Origin of the sequence: Paenibacillus sp. GM2, from assembly GCF_900069005.2 — a bacterium.
In the GTDB taxonomy this organism is placed as follows: Bacteria; Bacillota; Bacilli; order Paenibacillales; family Paenibacillaceae; genus Fontibacillus.
This window is the reverse complement of sequence record NZ_LN831279.1, coordinates 2,489,930-2,504,742: the sequence shown is the minus strand read 5'-3', so window position 1 is coordinate 2,504,742 and position 14,813 is coordinate 2,489,930. Positions and strand designations below refer to the sequence as shown.

Below are 14,813 nucleotides of genomic sequence, written 5' to 3'. Positions count from 1 at the left end.
GAGTTTTTTGTGCATATACGGATGTAAATGCAACCTTTGAATAGGAAATTCTTAAATATCTCTACAAAAAGCATTGACTTCATTCGGGTTTTCCGTATTATACTGTTTTAAAGCATTACTGAAGCAATAGAAACTAAAATGTAATGAGACAACGAAGCAAAAGAGTGTTGGATATCAGGGAGGGAGTTAGTTTGGCAGTATATGTTATGAAGTTCGGGGGCAGCTCGGTAGGAGATGCTGAGCGCATGAAACGTGTCGCCCGGCGGATTATTGAGAAGCAGGACGAAGGCCATCAGGTGATGGTTGTCGTATCGGCTATGGGAGATACAACCGATGATTTGATTGATCAGGCGAATATGCTTAGCGATAATCCGCCACAACGTGAGATGGATATGCTGCTGACGACAGGGGAACAAATATCGATCGCTTTGTTGTCGATCGCGATCCATGAGCTGGGCCGTAAGGCATTATCCTTTACGGGGTGGCAAGCCGGATTCCGCACAGAAGCGGAGCATGGCAGAGCGCGTATTACGGATATTCGACCTGAACGTGTGCAGCGGGCTCTGAACGAGGGCAATATTGTCATCGTTGCCGGTTTCCAAGGGATGACCGAAGAGGGAGAGATTACGACCTTTGGACGCGGCGGTTCCGACACTACGGCAGTGGCGCTGGCTGCAGCGACAGCTGCAGATTATTGTGAAATATATACGGATGTGGATGGAATTTATTCGACAGATCCGAGAATCGTAAAAAATGCTCGCAAGTTAAAAGAAATCTCGTATGACGAGATGCTGGAGCTGGCCAATCTAGGCGCAGCCGTATTGCATCCGCGCGCTGTTGAATACGCCAAGCAGTTCCAGGTTCGTCTCGTCGTTCGTTCGAGCTTTAATCATAATGAAGGCACAGTCGTGAAGGAGGAAGCTACAATGGAACAAGGTGTAGTGGTGAGCGGAATTGCTTATGATAAAAATGTAGCAAGAATCAGTATTTTGGGAGTCTCCCATGTTCCAGGAGTGCTTGCTAAGGTATTTGGCTCTCTGGCCGATGCGAAGATTAACGTAGATATTATCGTACAGAGCGGCGTAGAAGACGGCAAAGCCGATTTCTCCTTTACAGTTGGCCTGGATGACCGTGAGAATGCCCTGAAAGTACTAAGTACGATTCGATCGGAAATTCCTTACGATGACGTTACTTCGGAAGACGGGCTGGTCAAAATTTCAATCGTAGGAGCCGGTATGGTTAGCCACCCGGGTGTTGCTGCTGAAATGTTCGAAGTCATCTCGCAGCAGGGTGTGAACATCAAGATGGTCAGCACCTCGGAGATCAAGGTATCCTGTGTGATCGAAGGCACGAAGCTGAATGAAGTGATTAAGGCCCTTCATACCGCTTACGGCTTGGATACGGAGAGTCAGGTATTCGTCGGAGGTCCGCAAGATCGCCGCTAGGCTCTGATAGAAGCGATTCAATATAATAAGACGAGAAATGAAGTAGAAGTCGTATGACCGAGTGATCGGTTATACGGCTTCTTTCTTTTTGAACAACCTCTAATAAAAGAAGATATTTGGGCATATGGATAAGAGAGTGCGATGGGACGAGAGGAGGTTCATATGCTTGATAAATTTGTAACCAGTATGTCGTTGATCCGGATTCTATCAGGAACGATCGAAATTATGGCAGCTTTGCTTATGCTAAGGCTAGGGCGCGTTGATAAGGCGCTGGCCGTCAACTCGGCCCTGGCTCTTGTTGGGCCAACCGTGCTGATTGTAACGACTTCCATTGGGCTCGCAGGAATGGCGGATAAGCTGTCATGGGGCAAAATGCTATGGATTGCTATAGGTGTTGGTTGTCTCTTAATCGGTATTTTAAAAAAATGATAGATTCCCCGTCATAATCATCGAGTACAAGCATACACATGAGATATGAATATTCTTCACTAGAAGCAAAGCTAGTTCTAGAGAAAATACTAAAAGCGCATGTTCAAAAAAGAAGAGCAGGCTTTGGGGGTACGAGAATGAACCCGAATTGGTTGATGGTATTTCCCGACAAACTCCGACATCTGCTGCTTAAGCTGCCTCCCTCGATCTTTGCAAAATTGGAGGAGATTCGCATTCGCGAGGGGCGCCCGCTGGAAGTCAACACGGGGGGGCGATTCTACTTCCTTACGGCGGAAGGTGGAATGACCCGGGATGCCGGCGCTGCATTCAGAACAGACAAGCAGGATAGCAAGCACCTGCTCGATCTAATTACCAACCACTCGATGTATACGATGGAAGAGGAACTGCGGCGTGGATTTATCACGATTGCAGGCGGTCATCGAATCGGACTTGCAGGGAGGACAGTGCTTAGCGCCGGCAAGGTGGAGTATATCCGCGATATTAGCGGATTTAACATCCGGATTGCCCGTGAGGTGTGCGGAGCTGCCGATCCGGTATTACCTCAGCTGCTGGATTTCAAGCAGAACAGCGTGCTCCATACTCTGATTCTGTCGCCACCCCAGCACGGGAAGACAACTTTGATCCGCGATCTTGCCAGACAAATTAGCAGCGGAACCTGGGGCCATCCGGAGGCGAGGTGGCCGGGATTAAAGGTGGCGATCGTCGATGAGCGATCGGAGATTGCCGGCAGCATGAACGGTGTTCCAAGTTATGATGTGGGACCACGTACCGATGTGATGGACGGATGTCCGAAGGCGGAAGGAATGATGATGATGATACGCTCCATGTCGCCAGAGGTGATGGTGGTTGATGAAATCGGCAGGCCGGAGGATGCTGAGGCTTTGGCGGAGGCGCTGCACGCAGGAGTTCGCGTGATAGCTACCGCGCACGGGTCGGGCATGGATGACCTGAACTCTCGACCAGCGCTCTCCAGGCTGCTTCAATCAGGTTTCTTCCAAATGTATGTGGTCTTGAGGCGCAGCGATCAAGGCTTGTCATTTCGGCTCTGGGATGGCAAGCGAAGAGGGGTTCCGCTCTATAATCCGGGAATGAAAGGCAGGGAAGCGGATGCTTAAGATGCTGGGAGCTGTACTTGTCATAGCCGCTACAACGCTGGCCGGATGGGTGCAGGCAAGGCAATACGCCAACCGTCCACAGCAGATCAGGCGCCTAATTCTCGCGCTTAAACGGTTGGAGACCGAGATCATGTATGGTTTCACGCCGCTGCCGGAAGCACTTATCAGAATTGGCGAGCAGAGCGGTGGAGCCGTCGGAGCCGTCTTCCTCAGGGCGGCGCAGAATATGAAGCCGCCGGATAACAGTACAGCGCAGGAAGCGCTGCAGCTCGCGATCGACGCAGGCTGGAAGTCGACAGCCATGAAGACGGCAGAGCAGGAGATTATGAGGCAGTTCAGTTATACGCTCGGGACAAGCGATCGTAAGGACCAGCTTGGACATATCGCCACAGCGGTCCGTCAGTTGGAAAGCGAGGAGCATGAGGCGCGTGAAGAGCAGAGCCGCTACGAGAAGATGTTCAGAAGCTTGGGACTGCTGTTCGGGGCATTTATCGTCATTGTGATGTATTGAGATCAAGTCTCCTTGTCCAATTGTCACCGGTGAAACTAATTGTGAGGTGCCATATCAATGAACATAGAAGTGAACGCAATCTTTCAAATTGCAGGCATCGGAATCATTATCGCCATGATCCATACGGTACTGAAGCAGATGGGGAAAGAAGACATGGCCCATTGGGTGACGTTGATCGGATTTGTTGTCGTGCTGTTCATGGTCATCCGCCTGCTAGACAATTTGTTCCAGGAGATCAAATCGATCTTCTTGTTCCAGTAGGTGAGCGGCTGTGGAAATGATTCAGATTGTAGGAATCGGGTTATTAGCAACAGTGCTGATCCTCGTTATAAAAGAACAAAAACCGATGTTTGCCTTCCTGATCGGAGCAAGCACGGGTATATATATCTTCTTGTATCTGATTGGCAAGATTGGCGGAATCATCGATGTGTTAGAGGAACTGGCAGCCTCCTCTGGTGTGCAAATGATCTATCTGAAGACGATTCTCAAGATTATAGGCATCGCCTACATCGCTGAGTTTGGAGCACAGATTGTCAGGGATGCCGGCCAGGAGGGGATTGCTTCAAAGATTGAATTGGCGGGCAAAGTCATGATTATGGTCCTGGCCATTCCGATTATCAGCATCATCATCGAGACCGTCATCAAGCTGCTGCCGACATAGCTAAGGTGGGACCTGAGATGAGATCAATACAATTGAGCTTTGCACATAGGACGCTGATCCTGCTCGTCCTGGGCTTTTTAATCCTGTGGCCGATCCGAGTCATGGCAGAAGGGCCAGACAACAGCTGGATTGAACGACAGGCCGAACAATTGCCGACGGATGAAGTGGAATCTTATTGGCAGAAGCTGATGAAGGAGTATGGCGGTTTTTTTCCCGATCAGAAGGTTCCCTCTTTTATGGACATGTTGGTCCAGGAAGATCAGGGATTTTCCTTAAAGACAGGCTTCCTAGGTCTGATGCGATATATGTGGCATGAAGTGCTGTACAACGGACATATCCTGGTCACCATCGTACTTCTGTCGATCTTCAGCATGATACTGGAGACGCTGCAATCCGCATTTGAGCGAAAGCAAGTGAGCAAGGTCGCGTACTCGATCTGCTTCATGGTCATCCTGGTGCTGGCGATCAATAGCTTCCATGTAGCGATTAATTACGCCACGGAGGCGATTACCGGGATGATTGACTTTATGATGGCGATGGTCCCGCTGCTCTTCACCTTACTTGCTTCCATGGGAAATGTGGCAACAGTGTCGGTGACTCATCCGCTTGTTGTATTTATGGTTCATACCGTAGGCACGTTGGTTCATACCGTGGTATTTCCATTATTGTTCTTCTCGGCGGTTTTGCATATCGTCAGCACTTTATCAGACAAGTATAAGCTGACCCAACTTGGCAATTTGCTGCGAACGATCAGCATGAGCTTGCTGGGCATCCTGCTAACCGTATTCCTTGGCGTCATATCGATCAAAGGGATCGCGGGCTCCGTCGTCGATGGCGTAACGCTGCGGACGGCGAAGTATTTAACCGGAAACTTCGTTCCGGTCGTTGGGAAGGTGTTCGCTGATGCCACCGACACCGTGATCTCAGCTTCGCTGCTTGTCAAAAATTCAATCGGTCTGGTTGGGGTAATCATCCTGTTATTCTTATGTGCCTTTCCAGCCATTAAAATATTGGTTCTCGCATTAATCTTCAATCTATCTGCAGCGGTGATGCAGCCGCTTGGAGATGCGCCGATTGTGACTTGTCTCGATACGATCGGCAAGAGCATGATATACGTATTCGCGGCCTTGGCCGCAGTGGGACTGATGTTCTTCCTGGCGATCACAATTATGCTGACTGCGGGAAATGTGACGGTGATGATGAGATGAGGAACTGAGGTAAGGCGGTGAGGCAATATGGACTTCCTGGGGGAGTGGCTGAAGCAAATCATTATTATTGTTCTGTTCGCGGTCTTCATTGACCTGCTCCTGCCGAATCGGGCGATGGAACGTTATGTCCGCTTTGTGGTCAGCCTGTTGATTCTGCTAACGCTAATTGCTCCTGTAGTTCGCATCTTTACACCGGAAGCCAAGCAGAAGTTAGAGATCGCGCTTGCGGATAACCTGAACGATTCAAACAGCAGTAACACGCAGCAGAGTACGCTGGCAATCTTGCGCCAAGGCGAGGAGATGAGACAAAAGCAGGAAGCCGAAGTTCTCCAATGGACGGCGGAGGAGGCAGCCCGACAGATGAAGCAGTCGATAGAACAGGAGACAGGCCATCCCGTTAGCCGCGTTACCGTCAAGCTCGTCAATGAAACTCAGGATTCCCGCAATTCATCTGAGTTCCCTGCCCAGTCGAAGCAATTAGTCTACTCTTTAGTTGAGGTGGTCATGGCTTCGGAGAGTGAAGCAGCAAAGGGGGACGAGGAGGGGCAGTCCGATAAGAAAATTACAGTCCCGCCAGTCCATCAAGTGGAGATCGATGTTGATTTGAAATCCTCATCCTCGACTGATCGATCGGAGAACCCCAATCTGGATGACCAGACGCAGGCCGTTATGGCCGACAAGGAGGGGGCCGTCTCTGAGACTCCTGAAGCGGATCTGAAGAAGAGCGGTTCTGGACTGGAAAAACAGATCGAAGACCTGCTAGGCGAGAGGTGGGGGGTCCCTCGCGAATCAGTGACGGTAATGACGCAATAATGAACATTTATTTGTGGAGGTGAAGTGATGCCTGGATGGTTGAAGAAGCTGGAGCAATGGATCGGCAAAGGAGAAGACGGCAAAAGAGCGCAATCCTTCCGCCTCGTATTAATTCTCGGTCTTGTCGGTCTGGCGCTAATGATCATATATTCCTTTGTCAACGTGAAGCAGATTGATTCCGGCGGGGATGGGAGAGAGCCACCGGTGATGCAGAATGTCTCGGCTCCGGCTACACCGGGAGCAGAAGGGGAGGGGCCTTTTGCCGAGATCGAATATTCTCTGGAGAGCAAGACCAAAGAGATATTGGAAAAAATCGTTGGGGTGGGCGCCGTTGATGTGATGGTCACTGTGGACTCTACAGAAGAGGTTGTTGTACAGCGCAATATGAAGGATACACAGGAATTAACGGATGAGACGGATAAGGACGGCGGCAAACGCCATGTTACGCAATATACTCGTGACGGTCAGATCGTCACTTACGAATCCTCCGGCAATGAACAGCCGATTATTACGAAGAAAATCAAGCCCAAGGTTCGCGGTGTCCTGGTCGTAGCGAAGGGGGCCGAGAACAAGACGGTCAAAGGATTAATTGTAGATGCTGTGGAGAAAGGACTGAATGTTCCGGCCTACCGGATATCGGTCGTACCCCGCAAGCAATCACAATAGAAAAGGTATTCAAAAAGGCCACTTTTGATCGGAAAACCAATTGAAGCTGTTCATGGATGAGCAACCGCGACTCAAAAGCAGGTTTCCTTGCAACGCACGCTGCGCTTCTCAGACTATAGCTTTTATCGAACCTTCTGGTTACTGAAAATTGACCTTTTTGAACCTGATTGCAATGAGGAAATTTTAGAAAGTCTGGTTTTGATTATGAAGTTATTCAGGAAGTGAATTCAACATCAAATCTTGAAACACTCACTTTTAAAAATGATTAGGAGGAATTACACAATGAAATCGAAAAGACAGACAATTTGGCTCGTATCTATGCTCAGCTTGATGGTAATCTTGTCAGCTTATTATTTGTTCACAGAGGATAGCTCGACCAAAGGGAAGAGCACCGATGGCCAGGTAGCCACGATGGATCAGAATGGAGGGGCCTTAAATGGTCTTGATACTTTAAATAGTCAGGATGACATGGTTATCAATGAAGTAGAGGCAGGGCAAGCACAGGATGATAGCCTGGCTACTGATGACAATGCTGCAGGAGTGAGTGCTGATGAAGGAACCAAGGGCGGGGCTGCTGATGATGGCAAAGAACCGGCCGGGCAAGGCAAGGATAACCAAGGCAAGGATGACAAAAACAAACAGCCGGACAACGCGGGCGATAAATCGACGAAAGACAGCTCGGCCACGGAAAATACAAACGATGAAGATGTTTTGAAGCAGTTGGAGTCGCAAGGCATTTCAGGTTTGGATAATTTGACAGCCTACCAAGCAGAGCGTTCCAATAACAACAATAAGAAGTACGACGAACTGATGAAAACCATGAATGATGAATCCAAGACCTTGGAAGAAGCAGCAATGGCTCAAAAAGAATTAAGCGCCCTGGAAGAGAAAGAAGATAAAATTTATGATATTGAAGAGAAGCTTCAGCAGCAATATTCCAATGCGATTGTTAAAGAGAATGGAGATAATTACCAGGTGCTTGTAGTCAGCGAGAAGCTCGAAGCCAAAGATGCTGTCAGTATTATGGACCTGGTCATTAAGGAATTGGGCGTATCCCAGGATAAGGTCAGCGTTCAATATGTGACCCAATAAGGGAATTGTAACCGCTAGAAATCGACTTTTTGAACCGGCATAATAAATGAAAATACGTCAAAATAGCTGAAATTACGGGAAATAATCCGGAGAGTCCAACAAAGCTTGGACTCTTTCCATTTTGATTGATTGTGATATAATACATAAAGTTATAATGCCTGAATAAGGCCAAGGCTTTGCGAAGCTGAAGGAGTGATCATGAAGATGATGTTTAATTTGGATGAAATCAAAGAGTTAATTGAATTGGTGGACAAGACGTCCGTACATGAATTAGAGCTTGAGAATGAGGGCTCCAGACTTTGTATCCGTAAACCGGGCAAGACTGAAGTGGTGCATGTTCAGCCATCAGTTGAATCTGCCGTGGTTCAATCTGTAGGACCTATGTCTATTAGCGCTGCTGCAGGGATACCAGCTGCTGCCGAGCCTGCGCCTGCACGTCCAACCGAACAGGATTCGAACCTACATACCATTGTATCGCCTATGGTAGGGACGTTCTATCGCGCTTCATCTCCGGATGCCAATTCTTTTGTTAATGTTGGCGATCGGGTTGGAGAGAAGACAGTCGTCTGTATTATCGAAGCGATGAAGCTGATGAACGAGCTGGAGGCCGAAGTCAAAGGACAGATCACCGAAGTATTAGTCGAGAACGGCCAATTGGTGGAATATGGACAGCCTCTCTTTTTGGTGAAGCCTGAGTAATCGCGGCTGTATCATCTAGCTTTTCCAAGGAGGATGGAAGACTGTGAAATTTAACAAAATATTAATTGCTAACCGCGGTGAAATCGCGGTTCGAATTATTCGCGCCTGCCGCGAATTAGGAATCTCAACAGTTGCCGTATACTCTGAGGCAGACAAGGATTCTCTGCATGTACGCATGGCGGATGAAGCTTACTGCATCGGGCCAACGGCTTCGAAAGACAGTTATTTGAATCTAACGAATCTGATGAGCGTTGCAACGCTTACTGAATGCGACGCCATTCACCCGGGCTATGGGTTTCTGGCGGAGAATGCGGATTTCGCCGAGATCTGCAGCTCATGCAATTTGTCCTTTATCGGTCCTTCTCCGGAAGCGATCACGAAGATGGGCGATAAATCGGTGGCTAAGCAGACGATGAAGCTCGCTAACGTACCGGTTATTCCAGGCTCGGAAGGTCTGATCGAGGACGTGGAAGAAGCCGTTATGATCGCTCGCGATATCGGTTATCCGGTCATCATTAAAGCAACCGCCGGAGGCGGCGGCAAAGGGATTCGTATTGCCGAGGATGAATCGTCCCTGATCCAGCAGATTACGACTGCACAGCAGGAAGCGGAGAAGGCGTTTGGTAATGCGGGTGTGTACCTTGAGAAATATTTGACGGGCATGAAGCATGTCGAGATACAGATCATGGCTGACAAGCATGGCCATGCTGTGTATCTAGGGGAGCGTGACTGTTCGGTACAGCGCCGTCGCCAGAAGCTGGTCGAGGAAGCGCCTTGTCCGGTATTGTCCCCTGAGAAGCGTCAAGAAATGGGAGAGGCCGCGGTAAGAGCGGCGCTTGCTGTAGACTATTCCGGGGCAGGTACTCTGGAATTTCTGCTTGGTCCGGATGGACAGTTCTATTTCATGGAAATGAATACGCGAATTCAGGTTGAGCATCCTGTGACGGAAATGATCACGGGCGTCGATTTGATCCAGGAAATGATCTCTGTGGCAGAGGGGAATCCGCTCTCCTTTACCCAGGAGGATATCCAATTGAATGGCTGGGCGATGGAATGTCGGATTAATGCCGAGGACCCTTCGCGTAATTTCATGCCATCTCCGGGCAAGATCGGCTTCTATCTTCCTCCGGGTGGTCCTGGAGTACGGGTTGATAGCGCTGCTTATCCCGGCTATATGATCTCACCGTATTATGACTCCATGATCGCCAAGCTAATCGTCTGGGCTCCTACTCGTGAGGAAGCCATAGCCAAGATGAAGCGGGCGCTGTCCGAGTTTGTGATTGAGGGAATTCATACAACGATTCCGTTCCATCAGAAGCTTCTTGAACATCCGGTCTTTATTCGTGGTAACTTCGATATCAAATTCCTTGAAGAACACGAGGTTTAAGGTTGGACGGCTAGTTTGTCATAATGTGCTTGAAATGATATAGTATGTATAATAAGTGCGCGGTTTCTAAGACTTGGAACATAGCGTAAGACTTATTGAGAGGTGGATGAATAGAATGAGTGCATTGCCTACGGAGTTCGAACGGACTGAAATTGGCGAGATTCAGATTGCACCAGAGGTCCTTGAAGTGATTGCGGGACTTGCTACAGTGGAAGTAAAGGGCGTTGCCGGTATGAGCGGTGGATTCGCTGGAGGCATTGCTGAATTGCTTGGCAAGAAAAATTTATCCAAAGGCGTTAAGGTGGAAGTAGGCCAGCGTGAAGCGGCCGTTGACGTATCCGTGATTGTGGAATATGGCAACCGCTTGCCAGAGGTAGCTACCGAAATTCAACGCAATGTGAAGCGTTCGATCGAGACGATGACGGGTTTGACCGTAATCGAAGTAAATGTACAGATTCACGACGTTATTTTCAAGGCTGCCGAGAAGATTGAAGAAGTGGAACCTAGCCATAGGGTGAAATAATATGAAGTAACAAACCCCCGACCGTATGCGTCAGGGGTTTACTATAATTTTTGTATAAGAGAGAGCTCATCGAGCAGGCTTATTGACTCTCTCTATAAAACCTTAGTACTACCACCCGTGAAGGAGGCTATCCCTGTCGTGGCCAAAATTTTGGACAGAATCCTATTACTCATATACAGTTTATGTGTTGGAGTATTATCAATTCTAGCTATTCTACTAATGACGGGCTCGTACACGCTAACGCTTAATAAAGAGCAGGGGCACACCCTGTTGATCTCTTCGATCGTAGCGGCTTCCGTGCTGATCTTGCTTAGCATCCGTTTCTTCTACATCTCCGTTCGTCGCGAGCGCCATACGCAGTCCTCAATCGATCAGCGCACGGATTATGGTGACATCCAGATTTCCGTCGACACGATCGAGAACTTGTCCTACAAGGCGGCATCCCGAGTTCGTGGAGTGAAAGAGGTTAAGACAAGAATTAAGATTACTGAATCGGGTCTGGAGATCATGATTCGGGCTGTCGTTGACGGCGAATCATCGATTCCTGCAATGACCGAAGAAGTACAGAAGCAAGTCCACGATCACGTGGAGGAGATCACGGGTATCCCGGTAGCCTATGTTTCAGTATATATAGCTAACCTCGTCCATTCGCCTGTCATTAAAAGTCGGGTTGAATAGGAGGAGTGGCCGTGTTCTGGAAGCAATTATGGGAGAGTCATAAAGGAAGACTGTTAGGTGTAGCTTCGGCTATATTCCTGTGCCCGATCTATCTGTTTTTCGGATTTTGGAATATGATGTTCTGTGCCCTCCTGCTGTTTGTGGGTTATACGGTAGGCAAGAACAGAGATCTGGATCAAGGTCCGCTCGTTCCGTGGAAAGAGCTGAGAGAATGGCTGGCTACGCGCTGGCGCCCTTTTAAATGATTCCTGTGATATGTTTTCTCCGGAAAAGAGTTTGGTTTGTCATTTTTGTGGAGAAAACATGTTACAGGTTTTTTTTGTTTGAATGCAAGGATTATAAGAAATATAATGAGAATCGGTCGTATTTTAGTTCATAATAGATATATGGATCTGTAGCGATATGAGGCTGACGGCTTAAGCAAGGGCCCGGGCCATTAATCAAGGAGGAAATACATGAAACGGCGGTTAGCAAGAGAAATAGCAGTACAAAGTCTGTATCATATGGAAATGAACGAGGTTGAGGCTCAGGAGGCGGTGCGGATGTTGATCGCTGAGGCTACCGGAGAGAACGAAAGTGAAGTAGAAATCAAGAATGTTGATCAGGCTGAGGAGTTCGTACTGGAGCTGGTGAATGGTACGTGGAGCCGCAAAGAAGAGATCGACCGCGTTCTGTCGGACTATTTGAAGGGCTGGCAAATCAGCCGTCTGTCCAAGGTAGATCGTCAAGTGCTCCGTCTTGCTGTTTATGAGATGGTGTACCGCGAAGATGTGCCGGGCAAAGTAGCTGTGAACGAAGCGATTGAGGTAGCCAAGCATTTTGGTACCGGCGAATCCGGCAAGTTTGTTAATGGCGTACTCGGCAAGATGGTCCATGAAATCGATCAGGTCAAAGAGAAAATGTCGTAATCAGGGCGACAGCCATAGCGACGTCATGTATCTTTGGAAAATAGGATGGCCAGTCTAGCGCACTTTTGATGCAGTTTTCAAAACGCTTTTTGGACAACTTTAAATGCGTGAATCAAAGCTGGCTTTCAGTACCGAAGCTTAGAGTTCCGATGTGAGTTTTAAGAAACTTCATTTGAATGAAGTTAGGAATTGAGGAGCAGGGTCACACGTTTTGGGGAACACGACCTCGGAAGCTTGTGTTTGCAATGAGTGCCTGGGAAGTTTCGTAGGAACAAGAGTCCGTAAGCATCTGCCTGGCCGGCTGAATTCAAGATTCGATGGGAATAGCTTTCTGTGTTATTTCCTGTTAGATATAGAAATGTATTCGTTATTAAGGCTTTGATTGAAAGGCTATATCGCGAAAAAACCAACAATTGGATCGAGCTCGCTCATCCTTGAATGATCTCGATCGGTTTTCTTATCGCAAGCGGACTTATTGAGCAATTTCATGGGAAAAGGGGATAGATGAATGACAGCACCTATTATTAGCGGTAAACAAGTGTCTGAGGAAATTCGTGCGCGATTGCGCGCGGAGGTAGAGGCTCTGGTGAAGCAAGGACTGACGCCAGGTCTGGCCGTAGTTCTTGTTGGTGAAGACCCGGCATCACAAGTGTATGTCCGCAATAAAGAGAAGGCGTGCCATGATCTGGGCTATTACTCTGAGGTTCATCGCCTGTCTGCTTCTACTTCCCAGGAAGAACTGTTAGCGCTCGTCGATCGGTTGAACCGGCAAGCGAATATTCACGGGATTCTCGTGCAGCTGCCGCTTCCGCGGCACATCGACGAGAAGTCAGTGATCGATGCGATTGCTGTGGAGAAGGATGTGGATGGCTTCCACCCGGTTAATGTCGGCAATCTCGTCATCGGCGATGATAGTTTGCTTCCTTGCACGCCTGCTGGCGTCATCGAGCTGATCAAGCGCACCGGGATCGAGATGTCAGGCAAGCATGCGGTAGTCATCGGACGCAGCAATATTGTCGGGAAACCGGTATCCTTGCTGCTGCAGCGTGAGAATGCCACTGTGACAATGTGTCATTCGCGCACCACGAATATGAAGGAACTGACGAAACAGGCTGATATCCTCGTTGTAGCGATCGGCAAAGCAAACTTCGTGGATGCCTCTTATGTCAAACCAGGTGCAGTTGTCATTGACGTAGGTATGAACCGCCTCGATAACGGCAAGCTGGCTGGAGATGTAGATTTCGAAAGCGTGAAGGAAGTTTCCGGTCCAATTACTCCGGTTCCCGGCGGAGTTGGCCCAATGACGATCACGATGTTGATGAACAATACCCTAATTGCCGCCAAGCGGTTAGGCGGTTTGGCTTAGTAACGGCATGAAGAGCTGCCGTTGGGTTGGTAAGGATGTAGTGTCGGCATGAAGCGCGGCGTCTGAGTAGTACTATGCAGTGCTGGCATGGAGTGCCGCTATGGCGTAGTGCTATGGAGTAGTGCTATGGAGTGCCGCTACGGCGTGAGGTGTCGCTGTAGAGTGGCACAATGGCGTGGTGGTATGAAGTAGCGTTATAGAGTGGTAGTGTGGAGTACGGTATGAACTGTGCTGTAGAGAGGTACCATGATGTGCCGCAACATTTCTAACGAAACTACAGATCGTTATTTCACCAAAATCAACAGCAAAAAAATTTTAACGAAACACCATATCGTTATTCGCCCGAAATTTGGGCTTAAGACCCCAAATATGCTCAAATAGCGATACCCAGTTTCGTTAAAATTTTTGGGAGCGCTTTTGGGCTCGAATAGCGATACCACGTTTCGTTAGAATTTGTTTAGGTATCTTATTGGCTTATGGGATGGCTGGAAAGGGGGAGGCCCCATGGAGCAGCGTATTTTATCGATTAAGGAATTGAATCGTTATATTCGTATGAAGCTGGAATCGGACTCCTTACTGCAGGACGTGTGGATTCGCGGGGAAATATCGAATTTCACCCATCATTCCAGCGGACATATGTATTTTACTCTAAAGGATAAAGACAGTCGGATTAAGACGATTATGTTCGCTTCCCATAATCAGCGCTTGCCGTTTATTCCGAAGGAGGGCGCGCGGGTGATCGCTCGCGGCAATGTCTCCGTCTATGAACGGGACGGGCAGTATCAGTTCTATGCGACACATATGCAGCCTGACGGAATCGGCAGCCTGTATTTGGCTTTTGAACAGCTAAAAGGCAAGCTGGAAGCGGAGGGGCTATTTGCACCGGAACGCAAGCGGCCGATTCCTCGTTATCCGCATGTGATCGGCGTGATCACCTCTCCGACGGGAGCGGCAGTGCGGGATATTATAACGACGCTGGCGCGCCGCTATCCGCAGGCAGCGGTTGTGTTGTACCCGGTGCTTGTGCAGGGCAAAGCAGCGGCTCCTTCAATCGTGAAAGCGATACGCAGGCTGAACCAAATGGGCGAGGCCGACGTCTTGATCGTCGGCCGGGGCGGCGGCTCGCTTGAGGAGCTGTGGGCGTTCAACGAAGAGCAGGTCGCGCGGGCGATCTATCAGTCGGAAATCCCGGTCATATCGGCCGTAGGCCATGAGACGGATTTCACGATCGCCGACTTTGTCAGCGACCTGCGAGCGGCTACGCCCACCGCGGCGGCAGAGCTCGCTGTGC

The 14,813-nt window shown here is 49.0% G+C and carries 18 protein-coding genes; all 18 read left to right on the top strand.

Going from position 1 to position 14,813, the window contains the following annotated elements; genetic code table 11:
* Positions 1–191 precede the first annotated feature (191 nt).
* Positions 192–1,445 carry an aspartate kinase gene (locus tag BN1360_RS21160; RefSeq protein WP_068781853.1) on the top strand — a complete coding sequence of 418 codons (1,254 nt, stop codon included), beginning with the start codon at positions 192–194 and terminating at the stop codon, positions 1,443–1,445.
* A 162-nt stretch (positions 1,446–1,607) separates the two neighbouring features.
* Positions 1,608–1,874 (top strand): YqhV family protein, encoded by a 267-nt coding sequence (locus BN1360_RS21155; protein WP_068781852.1) that lies wholly within the window; start codon positions 1,608–1,610, stop codon positions 1,872–1,874.
* A 137-nt stretch (positions 1,875–2,011) separates the two neighbouring features.
* Entirely contained in the window at positions 2,012–3,010 is a 999-nt protein-coding gene (spoIIIAA, locus tag BN1360_RS21150; protein ID WP_068781851.1) for a stage III sporulation protein AA, read from the top strand.
* On the top strand, positions 3,003–3,521 hold the full coding sequence (gene spoIIIAB / locus BN1360_RS21145) for a stage III sporulation protein SpoIIIAB (RefSeq protein ID WP_068781850.1): 519 nt from the start codon (positions 3,003–3,005) through the stop codon (positions 3,519–3,521). The genes spoIIIAA and spoIIIAB overlap by 8 nt, the downstream gene beginning before the upstream one ends.
* 57 nt (positions 3,522–3,578) lie before the next feature.
* The gene (gene spoIIIAC / locus BN1360_RS21140) at positions 3,579–3,782 is read left to right on the top strand and encodes a stage III sporulation protein AC (RefSeq protein ID WP_036621734.1); all 204 of its coding nucleotides are present in this window, start codon (positions 3,579–3,581) and stop codon (positions 3,780–3,782) included.
* Positions 3,783–3,792: 10 nt separating this feature from the next.
* A complete protein-coding gene (spoIIIAD, locus tag BN1360_RS21135) occupies positions 3,793–4,182 on the top strand; it encodes a stage III sporulation protein AD (protein ID WP_068781849.1) in 390 nt (129 codons plus the stop codon).
* Positions 4,183–4,199: 17 nt separating this feature from the next.
* Entirely contained in the window at positions 4,200–5,390 is a 1,191-nt protein-coding gene (gene spoIIIAE, locus BN1360_RS21130; protein WP_068781848.1) for a stage III sporulation protein AE, read from the top strand.
* A gap of 27 nt (positions 5,391–5,417) precedes the next feature.
* Complete coding sequence (spoIIIAF, locus tag BN1360_RS21125) at positions 5,418–6,203, top strand: stage III sporulation protein AF (RefSeq protein ID WP_068781847.1); 786 nt, start codon at positions 5,418–5,420, stop codon at positions 6,201–6,203.
* A gap of 27 nt (positions 6,204–6,230) precedes the next feature.
* A complete protein-coding gene (gene spoIIIAG / locus BN1360_RS21120; RefSeq protein ID WP_179014177.1) occupies positions 6,231–6,869 on the top strand; it encodes a stage III sporulation protein AG in 639 nt (212 codons plus the stop codon).
* Between the two features lie 282 nt (positions 6,870–7,151).
* Positions 7,152–7,961, top strand: coding sequence for a SpoIIIAH-like family protein (locus tag BN1360_RS21115; protein ID WP_068781845.1), 810 nt, complete (start codon positions 7,152–7,154; stop codon positions 7,959–7,961).
* Between the two features lie 207 nt (positions 7,962–8,168).
* Entirely contained in the window at positions 8,169–8,660 is a 492-nt protein-coding gene (gene accB / locus BN1360_RS21110; protein ID WP_068781900.1) for an acetyl-CoA carboxylase biotin carboxyl carrier protein, read from the top strand.
* Between the two features lie 43 nt (positions 8,661–8,703).
* Entirely contained in the window at positions 8,704–10,047 is a 1,344-nt protein-coding gene (accC, locus tag BN1360_RS21105) for an acetyl-CoA carboxylase biotin carboxylase subunit (protein WP_068781844.1), read from the top strand.
* Between the two features lie 115 nt (positions 10,048–10,162).
* A complete protein-coding gene (locus tag BN1360_RS21100) occupies positions 10,163–10,570 on the top strand; it encodes an Asp23/Gls24 family envelope stress response protein (protein WP_068781843.1) in 408 nt (135 codons plus the stop codon).
* 138 nt (positions 10,571–10,708) lie between these two features.
* On the top strand, positions 10,709–11,248 hold the full coding sequence (gene amaP, locus BN1360_RS21095) for an alkaline shock response membrane anchor protein AmaP (protein ID WP_068781842.1): 540 nt from the start codon (positions 10,709–10,711) through the stop codon (positions 11,246–11,248).
* Between the two features lie 11 nt (positions 11,249–11,259).
* A complete protein-coding gene (locus BN1360_RS21090) occupies positions 11,260–11,493 on the top strand; it encodes a DUF2273 domain-containing protein (RefSeq protein ID WP_068781841.1) in 234 nt (77 codons plus the stop codon).
* 210 nt (positions 11,494–11,703) lie between these two features.
* Entirely contained in the window at positions 11,704–12,156 is a 453-nt protein-coding gene (gene nusB / locus BN1360_RS21085; RefSeq protein WP_068781840.1) for a transcription antitermination factor NusB, read from the top strand.
* 508 nt (positions 12,157–12,664) lie between these two features.
* Positions 12,665–13,522: a bifunctional methylenetetrahydrofolate dehydrogenase/methenyltetrahydrofolate cyclohydrolase FolD gene (gene folD / locus BN1360_RS21080; RefSeq protein WP_068781839.1), complete on the top strand. Its 858-nt coding sequence runs from the start codon at positions 12,665–12,667 to the stop codon at positions 13,520–13,522.
* A gap of 504 nt (positions 13,523–14,026) precedes the next feature.
* The coding region (gene xseA, locus BN1360_RS26070; RefSeq protein ID WP_069188398.1) for an exodeoxyribonuclease VII large subunit at positions 14,027–14,813 on the top strand (787 nt) is incomplete at its 3' end.